The 17,203-nt window shown below is 70.8% G+C and carries 15 protein-coding genes, 1 tRNA gene and 1 pseudogene; 6 read left to right on the top strand and 11 right to left on the bottom strand.

All coding sequences use genetic code 11. The features are described 5' to 3' along the window. Positions 1-38 precede the first annotated feature (38 nt). From IE153_RS41510 to IE153_RS06645, 4 genes are all read left to right on the top strand, one after another. On the top strand, positions 39-317 hold the full coding sequence (locus tag IE153_RS41510; protein ID WP_229828874.1) for a hypothetical protein: 279 nt from the start codon (positions 39-41) through the stop codon (positions 315-317). A 528-nt stretch (positions 318-845) separates the two neighbouring features. After that, the gene (locus IE153_RS06655) at positions 846-1,070 is read left to right on the top strand and encodes a hypothetical protein (RefSeq protein WP_189588829.1); all 225 of its coding nucleotides are present in this window, start codon (positions 846-848) and stop codon (positions 1,068-1,070) included. Positions 1,071-1,078: 8 nt separating this feature from the next. Continuing rightward, complete coding sequence (locus IE153_RS06650) at positions 1,079-1,810, top strand: GntR family transcriptional regulator (protein ID WP_189588828.1); 732 nt, start codon at positions 1,079-1,081, stop codon at positions 1,808-1,810. Next, positions 1,807-2,106, top strand: coding sequence for a hypothetical protein (locus IE153_RS06645; RefSeq protein ID WP_189588827.1), 300 nt, complete (start codon positions 1,807-1,809; stop codon positions 2,104-2,106). Before IE153_RS06650 ends, IE153_RS06645 begins: the two co-directional genes overlap by 4 nt. Before the next feature lie 312 nt (positions 2,107-2,418). On the opposite strand, the gene IE153_RS41505 is transcribed toward IE153_RS06645, so the two are convergent. The 9 genes and pseudogenes from IE153_RS41505 to IE153_RS06605 all read right to left on the bottom strand — a co-directional run bounded on the left by IE153_RS41505 (position 2,419) and on the right by IE153_RS06605 (position 11,336). Then, positions 2,419-2,628, bottom strand: a complete 210-nt coding sequence (locus IE153_RS41505; RefSeq protein ID WP_229828872.1) for a hypothetical protein — start codon at positions 2,626-2,628, stop codon at positions 2,419-2,421. A gap of 72 nt (positions 2,629-2,700) precedes the next feature. Beyond that, a pseudogene (locus IE153_RS42705) lies at positions 2,701-2,964 on the bottom strand (HNH endonuclease); the annotation flags it as partial. A gap of 193 nt (positions 2,965-3,157) precedes the next feature. Next, positions 3,158-3,559 carry a hypothetical protein gene (locus tag IE153_RS06635; protein WP_189588825.1) on the bottom strand — a complete coding sequence of 134 codons (402 nt, stop codon included), beginning with the start codon at positions 3,557-3,559 and terminating at the stop codon, positions 3,158-3,160. Positions 3,560-3,598: 39 nt separating this feature from the next. After that, positions 3,599-4,395 (bottom strand): IS5 family transposase gene (locus tag IE153_RS06630; RefSeq protein ID WP_189588824.1). Its coding sequence is split into 2 segments (ribosomal slippage): positions 3,599-4,062 and positions 4,062-4,395, totalling 798 coding nucleotides; the frame shifts between segments, so codons are not numbered across the junction. A gap of 281 nt (positions 4,396-4,676) precedes the next feature. Continuing rightward, the gene (locus IE153_RS06625; protein ID WP_189588823.1) at positions 4,677-5,147 is read right to left on the bottom strand and encodes a hypothetical protein; all 471 of its coding nucleotides are present in this window, start codon (positions 5,145-5,147) and stop codon (positions 4,677-4,679) included. 179 nt (positions 5,148-5,326) lie between these two features. Beyond that, a complete protein-coding gene (locus tag IE153_RS06620) occupies positions 5,327-6,736 on the bottom strand; it encodes a Cys-Gln thioester bond-forming surface protein (RefSeq protein WP_189588822.1) in 1,410 nt (469 codons plus the stop codon). A 276-nt stretch (positions 6,737-7,012) separates the two neighbouring features. Further along, positions 7,013-7,489, bottom strand: a complete 477-nt coding sequence (locus IE153_RS06615) for a single-stranded DNA-binding protein (protein ID WP_189588821.1) — start codon at positions 7,487-7,489, stop codon at positions 7,013-7,015. A gap of 316 nt (positions 7,490-7,805) precedes the next feature. Next, complete coding sequence (locus IE153_RS06610) at positions 7,806-9,476, bottom strand: YfjP family GTPase (protein ID WP_438817907.1); 1,671 nt, start codon at positions 9,474-9,476, stop codon at positions 7,806-7,808. A 252-nt stretch (positions 9,477-9,728) separates the two neighbouring features. Then, positions 9,729-11,336, bottom strand: a complete 1,608-nt coding sequence (locus IE153_RS06605; RefSeq protein WP_189588819.1) for a dynamin family protein — start codon at positions 11,334-11,336, stop codon at positions 9,729-9,731. A 321-nt stretch (positions 11,337-11,657) separates the two neighbouring features. Between IE153_RS06605 and IE153_RS06600 the strand changes: the two genes are divergently transcribed. After that, a tRNA-Arg gene (locus tag IE153_RS06600) sits at positions 11,658-11,733 on the top strand. A 208-nt stretch (positions 11,734-11,941) separates the two neighbouring features. Here IE153_RS06600 and IE153_RS42560 read toward each other — a convergent pair. Then, a complete protein-coding gene (locus tag IE153_RS42560) occupies positions 11,942-12,871 on the bottom strand; it encodes an HD domain-containing protein (RefSeq protein ID WP_308432141.1) in 930 nt (309 codons plus the stop codon). A 94-nt stretch (positions 12,872-12,965) separates the two neighbouring features. Then, the gene (locus IE153_RS06590) at positions 12,966-13,748 is read right to left on the bottom strand and encodes a class III lanthionine synthetase LanKC N-terminal domain-containing protein (protein WP_189588818.1); all 783 of its coding nucleotides are present in this window, start codon (positions 13,746-13,748) and stop codon (positions 12,966-12,968) included. Positions 13,749-14,072: 324 nt separating this feature from the next. Here IE153_RS06590 and IE153_RS06585 point away from each other — a divergent pair, with 324 nt between their 5' ends. Next, entirely contained in the window at positions 14,073-16,562 is a 2,490-nt protein-coding gene (locus IE153_RS06585) for an ABC transporter permease (protein WP_229828870.1), read from the top strand. Positions 16,563-17,203: the final 641 nt, after the last annotated feature.

Below are 17,203 nucleotides of genomic sequence, written 5' to 3'. Positions count from 1 at the left end.
TTCACTCAAAGTGATCACTGGATGACGGAGGCTGCCCTGTGCCCGCTTCGGGAGTTAGAGCGGCGGCCATCGCCGCCCGGCTGTCCGCCCTCGGGCTTTCCACGCGAGTGGAGGAACAGCACCAGCACACATCGGTGGAAACGGAGGTGCCGGACACGCTCTCCGCCGAGTCATGGCGGGAGGTCCTGGACGTGGTGGCTGAGGCCGACCGATTCGGGCTCCTCGCCACCAGCTTGAACGACCGCACCTTATGGGCGGTCGTACGCAAAGCGGCCCCCACGACGGGCGATGTCTGGGGACCGAGCCATCAGCGATAGGAGCTGAACAGCGTGCTCAACCGTATCCGCCGCGCCTTCTCTCTCACTAGGGTGCGCAACTCTCCAAGGGACAGGCACCGCCGGCCGTTAGTGCCCGCCTTGTCTCCTCCGCCTCTTCCCGTCTCTCGTAGGCCCGATGGCACGTCGGCCCCCGGCTTGGGGCGTACAGCCGAGGACGCGCATCTCACCGAAACCTGCTCAGAGGAGAGGACGTGGCCCAGGTCCGCCCGTACGTCCTGGCGATGGAAGGACGCGTCCGGGCACGTGCGATGGTCATCGCCCCTCACCTCTCGGCGGACGCCTGGTCAGCGCTCACATGGGCTTACTGATGCCGCATCGTCGACAGCCGCACATCGCAGACGCCGCGTCCGTCCCCTACCGCTCGACTGCATGCCGGATCGGCACGCACCACGTTTGCGCCGACGCCTCCCCGACGCCGGCCCCGTCCGACATCCCGGTGATCTGAGAGGCGTGCGACTGCCCGTGCCACTCGGGCGTTGACCCGCCCGCGTCCTTGGAGGTGACTCGGTGACGGCGTATGCCCCCGGTGGCGCGCTGGTCTCCAACATCGAGGTCACCGCGACCACCGTGCAGCGCGGCGACATCATTCAACTCGGAGGCCATGCCGTCCGGGTGAGAGACCTCTTCCAGCTCCGCCAGGGAGCGAAGCAACTGGTCTTCGAGTCGGGCGAGCTGCTGACCATACATGCACGTACCCGGCTCGTGGCCGTGCGAATGCTGAGAGGACGGTGACCGGGTCCATGCGCTCCCGTCACCACGACATCGCCGACGACCTCCGGCAACAGATCGCAGCTGGCCGCATCCTGCCGAGTGAACGCCTTCCTTCCGAGGCTGCCCTCGCCGGCCGATACAGGGTCAGCACGGTGACGCTGCGAAGAGCACTCGCCGCCCTCCAGAGGGAAGGCCTCGTCGAGAAGATCCACGGCAAAGGCAACTTCGTCCACCACCCTCACCGCAAGATCATGTACGTCGGCGGCTGGGGCACCCTGGACCCGTGGACCGCCGCCGAGCCAGACTTGCGCGTCACCATCCGCAGCACCGCAGTTCAGGCCCAAGCACACCTGGCGACCTTGCTAAAGGTGCCAACGGGCAGCCCCGTCGTGGAGTTCACCTGCCTCAGCCGCGAAGGGGAGCCACCACATGGCCTGGCGCGCCTCTACATGCCGCATGACCTGGTCCCGCCCGGAGCGCTCGACGACGCCTCCAAGTGCAGAGAGGCGGCCACAAGGTTCGCCTTCCTCGGCCCACCTCCGACTGCTGTCCGAGAGACGGTGAGTGCTCGCCTCCCGACCCCGGACGAAGCATCGGCCCTCCGGATCGGCATCGCGTCCATCGTCCTCTCCATCACTCGCATCGCCACCGACTCCACGGGCCGCGTCGTCGAGGCCACGCTTCTGGCCTTCCCGGGGGATCGAGTCGACGCCGTGTTCTCCACCCACCACGTAATCGACGAAAGGCAGAGCAAGGGATGACGACACCGACCGAACTGCGACTCCTTCCGTGGTCGGGCCCGGAAGGCAAGCCCTGCTACCTGAGCACCGACGAACGGGGCGGCTACATGTCCCGCCTGGCGGACAACGTCGAGGCGGTTCAGCTCGGCACGGCGGCCGAGCTACTGGAGGAAGCCTCCGAAACCCTCAGCGACCGGGATGTGACCCTTGACGAGATGCGACGCTTGGCGAAGGAGCTGAGCGGGGGTCTCCGGGACGTCCTCCGCGTTGCCACCAGCCGCGGTCACCTCCTGGCGGTCGGCGAATCGGGCCCCTGAGACCACCAAGAGCGGCTGCCTGCAGCGACGTCCCTTGACACGCAGAGAGAGGGAACCCGTCAACTGGTCACCGCTGGCTATCCAGTGGTCCTGACGAAGCCCACGGCTCTGATGCAGTTCAGATGCTGTGGGCTTCTCACCGTGAGCCCTCAGCTTGGGAAGCTGCGACTTCTTGCGGGCGGTTTGGGTTCTGACCTGGGCCAACGGTTGGGCCGTGGCTCCGACGATCCCGGCCACTTTCACCATGATTCCCCGCTGTTCCCTGCTCAATCTGGTGCGCTTGCGGTGCGGACGCCACCTCGGCAGGCACTTTCAGTTGTCGTATTTATCCGTTAGAGCACGCAGCGCCCCCAGGACCTCTTCCCTCTGAGAAGGAGTGAGGTTACGCAGGTTCGCGTCAAATCGATCGACAAGGCCCTTCATCTTTGCAGCGGCCTGCTCCTGATAGGGACGTGCCGCTGCCAGCACCTCACTCTGTGCCTCGCTAACGAGCTTCGTCAGCCCAGCGTCTGTGTAGTCCATGATGTCGGGGTACGGCGGCTCGTCCCACCACCCGGGTGGCCCGTAATGCCGACGCTCCAAGCTCTTCTTCCACTGCCCTGGAGTGCGGTCCCTCTTGCTCGCATTGCAAGAGCGGCAGGAAGGAACAAGATTTGTGATGTCATCGGTGCCACCTTGCTCAAGAGGCACGACGTGGTCGACTACCTCGGCGCGAACTCCCATGCTTCCGCAGTAGGTGCACCATCCGCCGGCAGCCGACAGCACGGCTTCGCGCACCCAGGAGGGGAGAGGGCCGCGTGGTGTTGGAAGACGTAGCAGCACTCGGCCAGGCTGGCGGAGCGCAGGCCGTCCGTACATAAGTTTGTTCGAGTACGTCTCACGCGCCACTCATGCGTGGTAAGTGACGACGAGAGGAGCCCGCGCGGGCCTCAGGTAATGAGGTGGTTCAGGACCCTCGCAGAAGCTCGGTCGGTCGGGGTCCGTCCACACATAGTCCAAGGGGACCTGACCACCGCCTTAGACGGTGTCTCGAGGGGCGATCGAGGCGGGGTCACAGCTCCCGCCACTCACCCAGCTCGCCAGGCGCCCTGGTCTGGATGAAGGTGCGAATGAGGGCCCAGGCGCGATCGACTGCGACGACGCAGTCGCCACTGAACACGGCCGGGTCGTCCATGATCGGCACTTCGACGACCGCATCCGCTGCGGCGGTGCCATCGCCGACGAGTAGGGACGACTTCTCAGCAGCGTCGAACCGGTGGATGACTGCTTGATCGTCTTGGAAGCCCAGGGTCAGCAGGGGAAACTCGTCGCCCGGCAGGCGGACTTCCAGGTATCCCTGGCCATGCGAGCGCAGTGCGGTGAAGTGATCGGCCAGATCCGCAATATCGGAGCTTCGCTCAGTCGGGGAGAACTGTCGCGATTCGGGGTCCGTTGCTGCCCACGAGACGTCCATCCCTGCAACCTCCTGTTGCCTAGCATCCTGCTGGGCACTCTACGAATGTCCTGATCGGCGAAGGCGCCGGTAGCAGATCAGGGCACTGGCGATGCCAACGAAGGCGAGGAAGTGGCTGGCCTTGCGCTCGTAGCGGCGGTGCAGTCGCCGGCATCCGTTCAGCCAGGACATCGTCCGCTCGACCACCCAGCGGTGCGGGCCCAGGCGGTTGGAGTTTTCCACCCCGCGGCGGGCGCTGCGCGGCACGATCTGCCGACGGCGCAGCCAACCTCGCAAGTGGTCGAAGTCGTAGCCCTTGTCCGCATGCAGCCTGGCTGGGCGTCGGCGCCGGGGGCCAAAGCGGGAGCGGACTGGCGGGATGCCGCGCATCAACGGGATCAGTGCCTGGCTGTCGTGGAGGTTGGCACCGGAGATGCCGACCGAGAGCGGTAGCCCGTTGCGGTCACAGATCAGGTGAATCTTCGACCCGAGCTTGCCGCGATCGGTCGGATTCGGTCCGGTCAGGGGCCCCCTTTGACCGCCCGGACACTGACCGAATCGATTGCGCAACGCGACCAGTCCAGCTCGCCGTTCATGCCAAGTCGGTCGAGGACCACGCGGTGCAGCTTGGCCCACACCCGCGCCGTGGACCAGTCCGTGAATCGCCGGTGCACCGTCTGCCAAGAAGCGCCGAAGACCGGCGGCAGCTGCCGCCAAGTGCAGCCTGAGGTGGCGACGAAGATGATCGCGGCCAAGACCGCGCGGTCATCACACCGCCGCCGGCCTCCACCTTGGACGCGTACCGGTGGCTCCGGCGCTACGTCCTGGAAGATCTCCCACAGCCCGTGGAAAGCCATCTCCGCGATGTACCGGGCCGCCGGTCACGCTCATGACGGCCCAGGGACGCCCGACGGCCCAGAGACGGCCCAGGCTGCCTACACGGCCCCTCATCGGCGAGAAAACCGCTGGTGAGGGGCCTTTTCATGCCCTCTCGCGGTAAGTAACACCCCATCTTGCCGTACCGCCACCCCTGGGTGGAAACGCGTATGGGGTGGGGGCGCTGACCTGGGGGTTCTTGGTGGTGGCTGGGGGACCCGGCAGTCACAGTCCGTCGCCAGAGCCGCTGTGCGGCGACCGGTCAGGCCTCCAGGGCGGCCAGGTCCGCGCGGAGGACCACGCGCGCTGCCCGGGTCGCGTCACCGTGGACCTGCCTGGCGGCCTGGTACTCCTCGGACGCGATCGTGCACCCCGACGCGAGCGCCTCGCGAATGTCGCGCAGCGAGTGGTACGAGCCGTCTATCGCTTCCGTTATGCCGGCGGTCGCCGTGAGAACCAGCCGCTCTCGCGCCTCATCGCACCCGGAGGCCTGGAACGCCTGCCGGATCTTGGCCGCCCTCGTCTGCGGATCCGTGTGGTTCTCGTCGGCGACCAGCCGCATCGCCTCGTGCGCTCTGCGAAGAGCGACCAGACAGTCCACGTACATGGTCCGGCGGTCCTGCAGCCTGGTGTCCCTGACGGTACGTCGCCACCGCAGATGCTCACCGGCCAGCGTCGCCCCGACACCGAGCACCGCCCCCAGGGCCGTACCCACGAGAGTCACCCACTCCACGCGGTGGATCGTGCCACACGGAGACCTTTGGCGTCGCCGCTTTTGACTCCGCCACCGAGACCGGCCGGGGCCCTCGGAGCCTGCACTGACGAACCCGGCCCCCGGTCGAATGGGCCGACGGCAGACCGGCGGCCGCTGTCAGCCGACGTGATTGATCAGCGGCCGGCCGTGCGCCGCCGTCACTCCCCCGCCGTCGCCTCCCTGCGTCGCAGCACGATCAGGGTCGTTCCGCCGATCAGGACCAGGCCGATGGCGACGCCCGCGATCAGGGGGGTGATGCCGGAGCCGCCCGTTTCGGCGAGGTTGGTGTCCGGGGCCGTGCCGCCCACCGTCGCCGGGCTCGGTTCGCTGAGGGTCTGGGTGGTGGTGCCGGTGTCGCTGCCGCGGGTCTGGCAGTCCAGCACGCCGGTGAAGCGCTTCTCCAGGCCGCCCGGGCCGTGGATCGTGAAGTCGTAGGCCTGGTCCTCCTGGATCGGGACCGTCACCGTGCGGGACTCGCCCGCGGCGATGGTGTGCTCCAGGCCGGCCAGTTCGAAGGTGAACGGCTCGTCGCCCTTGTTGGAGGCGATGATGTCGACGCCGCCCTCGGCGCAGTTCTTCGCCGCCGACAGCGCCGGGATCGGGCCCTGCTTCGCCCAGGTCGCCCCGGCCGTCGCGGACACCGTCGACTCGCTCGAACCGGCCAGGATCTGCGTCTGGCTGCGGCTCTCGGAGGCGAAGGCCCGGCCGACCGGCACGGTGGTCGAGGCCTGCACGGTCAGTTCCGCCGTACCGGCTGCCGCGTCCGCGGGGACGTCGAAGAAGACCTGCCCGCCGTCGGGCGTGGAGGTGATGACCTTGCCCTGCTTGTCGACGACCCGCACTCCGCTCGTTGCGGCGTCCGCGGGCGGGGTGACCGTCGCGCTGCCGGCGTTGGTGCGCACCGTCACCGGTCCGATCCGCTCCCCCGGCCGCCCGGAGACCGCGGAGGGCTCCAAGGTGAGCGAGGCACGGGGCTCGGGCAGATTGCGGGCGTGCTTCTCCAGGTAGTCGGCGAGCTGCTCGGCCTGCGGGTCGAGGGCGTCGACGGCGATGTCGTCCGAGTAGCGCCAGATCGCCACCTGCGTGCCGGCCGCGGCGTCCTGCTCGGTCAGCGCTCCGCGCACGCCCGCCTTGCGCGCGAGCGTCGCGAGGTCGTTGACCTGCGGGTAGGAGTTCTGCAGGATCCAGCGGATCTTGCCGGCGTCCTTGTTGGCGCCCAGGGACGTGCCGCTCCAGGACGTCTCGTGGTACCTGGCGTCCCGTTGCGTGGGGTTGTGGAGGTCGACGCAGTACGTCTGGAGCATGCCGCCGCCGTCGACGGACATCTCGAACAGGCCCGCCGAGATCTCCTGGTCGCCGGTGCCGGCGTGTATGACGGCCGCGCCGTACGTCTTGAGGCCGCCTATCGTCGCGGCCGCGCCGCCCTGACTCTGCGTCGTCTCGTCGGCGGCGACCGGGCCGGCACCGGCCAGCCCGGCCGCGGCGACAAGGCCGGTAAGGACGGTCGCGGTGGCGAGGCGGGCCGCCCCTCGCCTGCGTACGAACAGCTCAGAGAACGAAGCAAACACCAAATTCCCCTTCGAGCAGGACCGTTGACGTGGGGGGACGGTCCCACCAGCAGAATCAGAGGACTCACAGGACACAAGAGTCCCGAGAGCCATGTCCGGCATCCTAGGGACGTGGGGGAGCCCGCCCGCCGGTCGGACGGTCGGACGAGTGATCCGAATCGGAATCGTTATCGCCAAGATCCCTGGTGAGCAGGGCGTATCGACAAATCAACCCTGGTGGTTCGGTGCGCACTCGTCGATATGCCGCAGTTCGGGCAGGCCTGCCAGTGAGTGACGTCACGTCAGCACTGCTGCCTCCGGCGGGTGTTGCACGCGAGTGTCCCCCGGCTCCACGGAACCCTCCGGCGGTGTCTCCCAGTTGGGCTCCGGTTGCGTCGGCGAGGGCGCCGTCTCCGCCTTGCCCGCCCGCCTGAAGGCCGAGGTGCCCCAGGCCATGTCGTGGCCGATCGCCACCGCGTCGATGTCCGCCGACGTCCAGCTCTGCCCCTCGCGCACGTCGGTCCGCACCTTCAGCCTTCCCTGCACGATCACGGGCTCGCCGACCGTCAGCGACGCCGCCGTGTTCGTGGCCAGCTGGCGGTTGGCCCACACCGTGAAGAAGTTGGTGTGCCCGTCCGTCCACGTGTTCTTCTCGCGGTCCCAGTAGCGCGCGGTCACCGCCATCCTGAACCTCGCCGACGGGCCGGACGCCACCTCCCGGTACACCGGCTGCGTCGCCACCCTGCCGACCGCGCAGACCATCGTCTCGTTCATCGCGAAACCTCCCTCGCCCGGACCACGGCACCCGCGCCGGACCGACACGCGTACGGGCCCGTCCCGTACGGCTGTGTCTGCCAGACTGCCGCCGCCGGGCCGGGCCCGCTGAGCGCTGTGGATCACCGAACGCCTGTGGACAACGCCGCCACCCGCAGGGGTGATGCCCCGGGTGGGCGTAGCGTCAGCGCCGCGCCTCCCCCTCGGGTGGCCGCACGGTCAGCGCCTCGCCTCGCCCCAGGGAAGGCCACACCGTCGGCGCCGCGCCCCCGGGATGGCCGTACCGTCAACGCCCCGCCCCCGGCCAGGACGCCCGTCAGCGCCCCGTCCCCACCACCCTCCCGTACTGCTCCCGGACCTCCCGGTACCGCAGCAGCTCCGCCGCCACCGGGTCCAGGACCCGGGCTCTGCCGCAGCCGGCCGCCGCTTCCCGCAACCGGCGTTCCGCCTCCAGGCCAAAGCGCCGGGCCGGGCCGCGGGCGGCCATCCGGCAGCTCCACTCGATGAGCGGGCCGCCGACGATACCGATCACCATCAGCAGCACCGGCACCCCCAGGTTCGGTGCCGCGACCCCGATGATCTGCCCCAGTAGCCACAGCCCGCCCAGGAACTGCAGGATCGTCATGGACGCCTGGACGAGGACGGCCACCGGCCACCACCCCGGGCGCGGCGGCCGCCCCGTCGGCACGCCCGCGCGCGCGGTCAGTTCGTCCAGCGCCTCCGGCAACCCCTGAGAGCCGCGGGCGGCCGCCTCGCGCACCGCCTGCGCCCAGGGCGCCGGCAGCCCGGCCGACGCCCGGTCGGCCACGGTCCGTACCGCCTGTTCGACCCGCTGACGGGCCGTCGCCTCCTCATCGGACTGCGTACGTCCGGGGAGCCGGCCCGTGGTGGGTTCGCCGCGGTCCTGGTACCAGCGCCACAGACGCAGCCAGGGCGTACCGCAGGCGCGGTTGGCGTTGCGCAGCCACGCGCGTTCGGCCGCCTCACCCGCCGCCGTGGCGCCCACCGCGTCCGCGAGCCGGTCGGAGAACTCCTCCCTGGCCTGTTCGCTGAGCCCGGTCCGGCGCTGCGTGGCGTAGACGGGCCAGAGGCGGGCCGCGGCGATGTCCACGTCGGCCGCGATACGGCGGTTCGGCGCCCCGCGTTCCGAGACGAACTGGCCGAGGGCCTCGCGCAGTTCGCCGACGCCGTCACCGGTGAGCGCGGACAGCGCGAGCACGGTCGTACCCGGCTCGCCGTACTCGCCGAGGGCGATGCCGTCCTCGTCGAGGAGCCGCCGCAGATCGTCGAGGACCTGCTCGGCGGCCTCCCCGGGCAGCCGGTCGATCTGGTTGAGGACGACGAACATGACCTCGGCGTGCGCCGCCATCGGCCGCAGATAGCGCTCGTGAAGGACGGCGTCGGCGTACTTCTCCGGGTCGACGACCCAGATGACGGCGTCGACGAGCGCCAGGATGCGGTCCACGTGCCGGCGGTGCTGTACGGCCGCGGAGTCGTGGTCGGGCAGGTCGATGAGGACGAGTCCGCGCAGCGGCGACTCGCCGTCCCCGGTCGGCAGCGGCCGGCGGCGCAGCCGGGGCGGGATGCCGAGCCGCTCGATGAGGCCGGCGGCCCCGTCGCTCCAACTGCACGCGATGGGCGCGGCGGTGGTGGGACGGCGTACGCCCGTCTCCGAGATGGTCACCCCGGCGAGCGCGTTGAACAGCTGTGACTTGCCACTGCCGGTGGCGCCCGCGATGGCGACGACGGTGTGCTGCCCGGAGAGCCTGCGCCGCGCCGACGCCTCGTCGAGCACCCGGCCGGCCTCCGACAGCGTCCGGCTGTCGAGCCGGGTGCGGGAGAGCCCGACGAGTTCGCGCAGGGCCTCGAGCCGGGAGCGCAGCGACCCGTCATACACCAGGGGGGTGACCGTCTGTGGGGCGGCGGAGCGGTTGTCCGTCATGGGGAACCGGTCTCCTTCGGCTGTCTCGTTGACCCGGCGCGCGATGAGTCCGTCGTCCCAGGCCGCCTCGGTCGGATCGGTGCGAGGGGCGCGCTCACCGTCCGAGGCGCCGCGGGGGGAGTCGTGGGCTGCCCCCGTCCCCGCCTTGCGGGCGTCTGCCTCGCGGCCGTCTGCGCTGTGTGCGAATGCCCTACGGGCCTTACGAGTGTCCGACTTACGGACGTCTGGCTTATGTGCGTCGTCGTCCGGCTGATCGGTGTGCTCGGTGGGGTCCTGGTCAGTGACGGCGGTCACCGGTCACCTCTCCTTCTGCAGTACGGACAGCGCGGCGATGAGTTCGGCCTGGGGTTCGGGGTGGACGTCGAGCGCGTCGAGGGGGGCGAGCCGGCGTTCGCGCTCGGCGTGCAGGACGCGGTCCACGTGCTCGGTGAGCAGCCGTCCGGCCCGGTCGCGCAGCCGCAGGGCGCCGTGGGCGCCGATCCGCTCGGCGAGCCCTTCGCCGGCCATCCGGCCCCGGCGGCCGCCCAGCAGGGAGGTGGCGACCAGGGCGGCGACCAGCTCGGGGTCGGGTGCGAGGTTGCGGTCGAGTTCGCGGACCTCTTCCTCGGCGTGCTCCTCGAGCTCCCGCCGCCAGCGCCGTACGGCGAGTCCGATGCGGTGCTCGGCGCTGTCCGCGCCGGCCTCGCGGGCGGCGAGTTCCGGGGCGGCGGACGCCGGTTCGCGCCGCCAGGCGTCGTCGACGCGTTCGTCGGCGGCGGTGACGGCGCACAGCAGCAGCGCGCTGAGGCTCTCCACGAGCGCGTCGAGGAGTTCGGCGGCGGTGCAGTCCAGAGGGAAGGCGCGCCATCGCTTGAGCGCGTCGCCGGCGAGGACCGCGCCGCTCTGCAACCGGCCCCGCACGCGGGCGTGCTCGCTGTCGTACGCCCCCTCTACGGCGGAGGTGAGCCGTAGAGCGGCGGCGTACTGCGCGGCGGCGGCACCGGCCAGCGCGGGCATGCGGGACTTGAGGGAGTCGAGGACGCCGAACGCCGTACGGGCGAGGACGTGCTGCCGGGCCGCGGGGTCCTGGGCCTGGTGGATCAGCCAGGTGCGCAGCTGGGCGACGGCGGAGGCCGGCAGGAGGCCGCCACCCCAGGCGGACTCGGGCAGTTCGGGCACGGTGAAGCGCGGCACCTCGCCGAGCCCGGCCTTGGTGAGCAGGGCCCCGTACTGGCGTGACACCTCGTTGACGACCTGGTGGGGCACGCGGTCGAGGACCGTCACGAGGGTGACGTCGTACTCCTTGGCGGTGCGCAGCATGTGCCAGGGGACGGCGTCGGCGTAGCGGGCGGCGGTAGTGACCATGACCCAGATGTCGGCGGCGCAGATGAGTTCGGCGGCCAGGACGCGGTTGTCGGCGACCAGGGAGTCGATGTCGGGCGCGTCGAGGAGCGCGAGGCCGGGCGGGATGGTCTCGGCGGTCTCGACGCGCAGCACGCGCGCGGGGTTCTCGCCGGGGAGCAGCAGGTCGTCGGTGGAGTCCTGCTGGGGCACCCACACGCGGGTGAGATCGGGCAGCACTCTCATCCCGCTGAACCAGTGGTGGTCCTCCGGATGGCAGACCAGCACGGGGGTGCGTGTCGTCGGCCGCAGCACGCCCGCCTCGCTGACCCGCCGTCCCACGAGGGAGTTCACGAGCGTCGATTTCCCGGCTCCGGTCGACCCGCCCACGACGGCCAGAAGCGGCGCTTCGGGGTCCCGCAACCGGGGCACCAAGTAGTCGTCGAGCTGCGCGAGGAGTTCGTCGCGGTTGGCACGCGCGCGTGGGGCCCCCGCCAGGGGCAGCGGGAAGCGTGCGGCGGCGACACGGTCGCGCAGGGCGGAGAGTGCGTCGAGCAGCTGAGGCCGTACGTCCAAGGTCACCACATGTGAAGAATGCCCAATTTTAGGGGAATTCTGAAGCATATGAGCATGTCTGCGCGCCGACAGAACACAAGGGACGGAAGGGACGACTGGGACACGGGCACACTCCAGGCATAACGAGTGCACAACACCCGATGCCTGTGACGCCAAAAGCGGTGCACGATTCGTACCTGCCTGCGATTATCAGGACCGCTTCACTGAACCTCCACATCGAGCCACGGAGGCGAAGCAGCAGGGACACGGACGCGGGAGCCCTATCCTTGTCCCCGGCGACGTCACGGATCGGCCCACACCAGGGCACCAGGACAGAGGCCACCACACCCGGCCCCCGTAGCTCAGTGGATAGAGCAGGCGCCTTCTAAGCGCTTGGCCGCAGGTTCGAGTCCTGCCGGGGGCGCCACCTCCTACCAGCAAAAACGCCCCAGAGGGGATCTCCCCTCCAGGGCGTTTCGTGTCTCTGACGGCAACGCTGACGGCAACGGCCCCGTCACTCGCCGGGCAGCAGGTCTCCCGGCTCGTCCAGTGCGGCCCGCCTCCCCGTCATGTCGGCGTGCGCACAGAAGTGTCGTCTGTCGGATCGAGCGCGGTCCGACTGAACGGACCGGGCCCTACATCGGCTGGCGCTTCCCGGAGCGATCTCCCGGAAGATGCCGGCGCAGCAACCGGATCGCAGGGGCGTGGTCGTAGCGTTCGGCGACCTGAAGCGGCGTATCGCCAGTCACGTCGGGCAGTTCGGGGTCTGCGCCGTACGCGAGGAGCACAGCCGTCGTTGCCACCGTGAGGGGGTCACCACTCTGCAGCGCCGAGTCACCTTCCGTGTCCAGCGCGTGTGTCAGGGGAGTCGCACCGTTGCCTTCGTCAGGATCTGCGCCGGCATCGAGCAGCCGAGCCAGCAGTTCCACGTCCTGGTGTTCCACCGCGAAGAGCGTCGGAGGCCACCAACCGCTTCCGTCGATGATCGCCCGTTGGCTCGGCGGCAGTGACGTGAACGCCGCGATGCGTCGCTGAGTACGGTCCACCGCAGCGCCGAGGTAGGGACGCGCCCTGCTAGTCGCGGTGTGCACTTCGCTGCCCGGTTCGTAGCGGACCAGGATGTCGTCGATCCGGACGTCGAAGCCGAAGGACTGCCCGGCGGGGCCGGTGGTCATGTCCGCGAAGACCAGCGCGTCGAGGACCGGGGAATCCTCCCGCTCGTAGACGGCCAGCTCTGCCGACAGCCCGCGCTGCTCGGCTTCGTACACGGCTCCGGAGTGGTGGGCGACGAGCCGCACCAGGCGTGCCGGCGCACCCAGTGTTTCGAGGTGGCGGGCACCATCGAGGGGAGGGAACCCGGTATCCCGCACTTCGGGGGCGTAACCGATGTCGTGCAGCCACGCCGCGGCGACGAGGAGATCCCGGTCAGCCTGAGACACAGCCGCGGCAGCCTCTTGAGCTCGGGCGGCCACCGCCTGGGTGTGCAGCCAACGGTTCCCCAGCTGAGGAAGCAGAGACTCGGCGAGTTCGGCCGCTCCTTGAGGCGTGTCCAGTGCAGAACACATGCACGGGACGATATCCGAGACGAGCAGTGTGCCGACAGGGTCATGATCGGGCGAAGGCAAGGCTGGTCATGGGTGCCGTAAGACCTTCCCTACTTCATCGAGGCGTGCTGAGCGGCCGTCCCTCGACGAGTTCCTGGGCGAGGAAGTGGTGGTCTCCGACGGTGAAGTAGCCGAGGACCGCGGGAACGGCGTCGGCGCCGGCGAGTCGTTCGAGGACGTCCCGCTCCCACTGGAGCCGGCTGACCGCGTCTCTCCCGTCGGCCGTCAGTCCCGCGTACGGGCGGGCCCACTCGAGGATGACCTCCTTGCCGGTGCGGGTGTCCTCGGCGATGTACACGCCCCCGCCGTTGGAGAAGTGCACCGGGCGGCGGACCGCGCAGGGAAGGTCGGCCAGGGACTCGGCACGGCGCGCCTCGGCGTGCGGCTGGAGGAACTCCGGCAGGGTCACCCACTCGGGGACGTGGAATCCGGGCAGGTGGCGATCGGGGACGAGCGTGCCGTCGGGCCACTCGATGGCGGGTTCCAGCACCCCCTTCTCCGAGACGACGTGCCGCTCGACGAAGCCGCCGTAGCGCACGTACAACGGGCCCTGGTTCCAGCGCAGATCGCTGAGGATGCAGGGGCCGGGCTCGCCGCCGACGAGGGCGTCGACGCCTTCGAGCACCTCGCGCAGTTCCTGTTCGTCCGCCGGGTAGACGGTGACGAGTTTGCCGCTGGCGCCCCGGGAGGCGTACTTCATGTTCCGCAGTTGCAGGATGTGCTGGCCGGGCAGGAACTTGAAGGGGATTCCCCGCGGGACGCAGAAGTTGTGGATCGCGTCGAGGATCTTCTCGGCGTTGTCCTGGCACCCGGAGGCGTGGACCTTCCAGCCCGCCATACGCGTCGTACCGCATCCCAGCGTCCCCCCGCTTTTCGGCACTCTCTCGTTCGATTCGCTCGAACTGATGGAAAACCTTTCACACGCCGGAAGAAGGGCCCCAGTACACAACACACGAGTCGACCCGTGAAAAACACACGGTTTCGGGTATTCAAATCGGCCAAATCCCTTGCCTGACCCGGGATTTGGTGCTGCCTGGTTCCTGTTTCGATAAGCTTTCCGTTCCGCACCGCAAGGCAATTCCGCCCGCTCCGAAAGGCACCCGTGTTACGACTCGCATGGCGGACCCTTTCGGGCCGCAGAGCAAGCTGGGCGGCCAGTTTCGTGGCGCTCGTGCTCGCGCTCGTCATGACGACGGCGTGTGCCGTTCTGCTGGAGTCGAGCACGCGTGCCGCCTCTCCCGCCGAGCGGTACGCGGGAGCGGACGTGGTCGTGGGCGGGCAGCCGTTCGTGCCGCGGGCGGAGGAACTCCGGGCAGCGCTCGACCGGTTGCCGTCCGTCGAGCGGGCCGTGCCCGAACTGTCCTTCCCCACCACGGCGGTTGACGCCTCGGGCCGGACCGTCGAGGCGCCCTGGGACGGACCGTCCCTGGGGCACGCGTGGGACAGCGCCGTCCTCGGGCCGTTCACCCTGCGCTCGGGCCGTGCCCCCTCCGGCGACCGGGAGGTCGTGCTGGACAGCGCCCTGGCCGAACGCCTCGACGCCGGAGTGGGCGGCACCGTACGGCTGAGCGGTGCGGACGGGCTGCGCTCCTACCGGGTCTCCGGCATCGCCGACCCGCCCCGGAAGCCCGCGCGCCAGTACGCCGTGTTCCACACCCCGCGGGAGGCGCGGCGGCTCGCGGACTCGGCGCAGCCGGTGCGGGCGCTGGGCGTGCGGGCCGAGGACGCGGCCGACCCCGCGGCGCTGCGGCGGCAGGTGGAGAAGGCCGTCGACGACCTGTACGGGGACGACGCCGGGACCGTCGTGGTCGCCTCCGGCGCCGGACGGGCGGACGCGGAGTTCTGGGATGTGCCGTCGCCCGCGTCGGTGCTCTCCTCGCTCGTCGGGACGTTCGGGGCGCTGTCGCTGTTCGTGGCCGGCTTCGTCGTCTCCGGCACGCTGACGCTGGCGGTCGCCGGGCGGCTGACCGAGATCGGCCTGCTGCGGGCGGTCGCGGCCACCAAGGGGCAGATCCGCCGGATGATCGCGGTGGAGGTCCTGCTGGTGACCGTCGCGGCGGCGCTCCTCGGTGTGCCGGGCGGTATCGGGGTGGCGGCGCTGCTGCACCGGCTTCTGGTGAGCGGTGAGGTGCTGCCCCCGTCGTTCCCGCTGGCGGTGGGGCCGGTCGCGCCCTGGGCGACGGTCGGGCTGGCCGCGGTCGTGGCGCAGCTCGCTGCGTTCGCGGCCGCGCGGCGGGCGTCGCGGGTGCGGCCGGTGGAGGTGCTGCGCGAGTCGGCCGCCCCGGCGCCGAGGCTGGGGTGGCGGCGCGTACTGCTCGGGGTGTGCGTGCTTGCGGGTGCGGGTGCCTGTCTCGGTGCGGTGGCGGCGGGCCGGTTGGACGGCGGTGGCGGTACGGCCGAGAGCATGGTGCTGGTCCTGATGGTGGGGGTGGCGCTGCTGGCGCCGCTGATCTGCCGGGTCGCGGGTGCCGTGCTGCTGGTGCCGGTGCGGCCGCTGCTGCCCCGGGACGGCGCGCTGGCGGTCCGCAACCTCCTGCGCCAGAACGTACGGCTGGCCGCCACCGTGACCCCGCTGGTGCTGTCCGTCTCCCTCACCGGCACGCTGCTGTGCGTTCCGCTGGTCACCTCCCAGGGCGAGGAACGGGCGGAGCGGCAGCGCCTGGTCGCCGACCACGTGGTGTCCGCGGCCGGGCCGGGCATCGGCACGGGGTACGCGGAGCGGGCCGGCCGGCTGCCCGGGGTGGCGGGGGCCTCGGGGCAGCTGTCCGTGGGCGGCGAGCTTCGCCGCGCGAACGCCGGGGACGGCGATGCCGCGCCTCTCATCGGCGGCAGCCTGGTCGCGATGCGGACCGAGGCGGTCCCCCGCCTCCTCGACCTCGGCGTCCGCCGGGGCTCGCTCGACCGCCTCGACGGCACGTCCGTGGCGCTCGGCGACGGCGCGGCCGCCGACCTGGGGGTCTCGGTCGGCGACCGGGTGCGGGTGGACTGGGACGACGGCGGCCGGGACACCTACCGGGTCGCGGCCGTCTACGCCCGCGACCGCGGCTTCGCCGACGCGCTGCTGCCCCGTGCCTCGGCGGCCCGGCACGCGGCCGCTCCGCTGGACGACAGCGTCCTCGTACGGACCGCCCCCGGAGCCGACCGGGACGCGGTCGAGCGGGAACTGCGGTCCCTGGCCTCGGACTTCCCGGGGGCGCGGGTCGGTGGCGGTGACGCAGGCACCGGGAACGCGTCGGGGTCCGGCGCCGCGGCAGGGCTGTTCGTCCTGCTGCTCCTGACGATGATCAACCTGTTCACCGCCGTCTCCGTCGTCAACACCCTGAGTATGGCGACGGCCGGCCGCCGCCGGGAGTTCGCCCTGCTGCGGCTGGCCGGCGCACAGTCCGCGCAGGTGCTGCGCATGCTGGCCTGGGAGGCCGTGCTGACCTGTGCGGTCGCGCTGCTGCTGGCCGTCGTGGTCTGCGGGTCGGTCCTGGTGCCGCTCAGCATCGCGCTCACCGGTTCGGCCGTACCGGCTCTGGCCGGCGGGCCGTTGACCGCGCTGGCCGCCGGCGCACCGGTGCTCACGGTCACGACCGTCACCCTCGCCGGCCTGCTGGCCCTGCGGAGCTCCGCGGCCACGCCCGGGGGCCTGGCGAGAGCCGTCTCGTGACCACCACCGCCGCACAGCGGGAGGCACGGTCCGCCACCGCCCACCGTCCCTCACACCCGGCCCGAAGCACCGTCCGCCACCGTGTCGCGGCTCGGACACGGCAGCGCCACCGCGAGCCGGAAGCCGCACCCGCCCGTCCGCCGGCCTTGCGGAGCACCGCCGCCACGCCCGGCGGTTCTGGCAGGGCCCGTCTCGTGACCACCACAGCCACCGCCCAACCGGCCCTCACACCCGACCCGACGCGGAGGGCCGCCCCATGACCACCCCGCCCCACAACCGTCCCTCACACCGGCCCGAAGCACCGTCCGCCACCGTGTCGCGGCTCGGACACGGCACGGCTTGCGGCGGCGCACCGCGGCACGGGTGGAGTGCAGCAGATGAAGGCCCAGCGTCACCGCCAGTACGGCCGTCGCCGCGACCAGATGACCGACCCCGTCGCGGTTGGCCGCCGTCGCCCCGACCGAGGCGACGAAGAATCCGACCGGCACCAGACACACGATGGCCCGCGCGACGCGCGGACTCCCCCCGTCCCGCCCCATGTCCCCCTTTGGACGTGCAGTGAAGCGTTCACGCATTCCCCACACGTGAGGATGCGCCGGGGCCGACCGATTGGTCGGGTGCCAGGGGGGAGACTTCCCGCG

This window comes from Streptomyces massasporeus, from assembly GCF_014648995.1.
GTDB classification, from domain to species: domain Bacteria; phylum Actinomycetota; class Actinomycetes; order Streptomycetales; family Streptomycetaceae; genus Streptomyces; species Streptomyces massasporeus.
This window is presented reverse-complemented; position numbering and strand designations above follow the sequence as displayed.

What these genes read in the sequence shown, in the direction of transcription:
- IE153_RS06650 (WP_189588828.1), top strand. Translation starts at nt 1,079, where the DNA reads ATGCGCTCCCGTCACCACGACATCGCCGACGACCTCCGGCAACAGATC.
- IE153_RS06645 (WP_189588827.1), top strand. Translation starts at nt 1,807, where the DNA reads ATGACGACACCGACCGAACTGCGACTCCTTCCGTGGTCGGGCCCGGAA.
- IE153_RS41505 (WP_229828872.1), bottom strand. Translation starts at nt 2,628, where the DNA reads ATGGACTACACAGACGCTGGGCTGACGAAGCTCGTTAGCGAGGCACAG.
- IE153_RS06635 (WP_189588825.1), bottom strand. Translation starts at nt 3,559, where the DNA reads ATGGACGTCTCGTGGGCAGCAACGGACCCCGAATCGCGACAGTTCTCC.
- IE153_RS06615 (WP_189588821.1), bottom strand. Translation starts at nt 7,489, where the DNA reads ATGAACGAGACGATGGTCTGCGCGGTCGGCAGGGTGGCGACGCAGCCG.
- IE153_RS42560 (WP_308432141.1), bottom strand. Translation starts at nt 12,871, where the DNA reads ATGTGTTCTGCACTGGACACGCCTCAAGGAGCGGCCGAACTCGCCGAG.
- IE153_RS06590 (WP_189588818.1), bottom strand. Translation starts at nt 13,748, where the DNA reads ATGGCGGGCTGGAAGGTCCACGCCTCCGGGTGCCAGGACAACGCCGAG.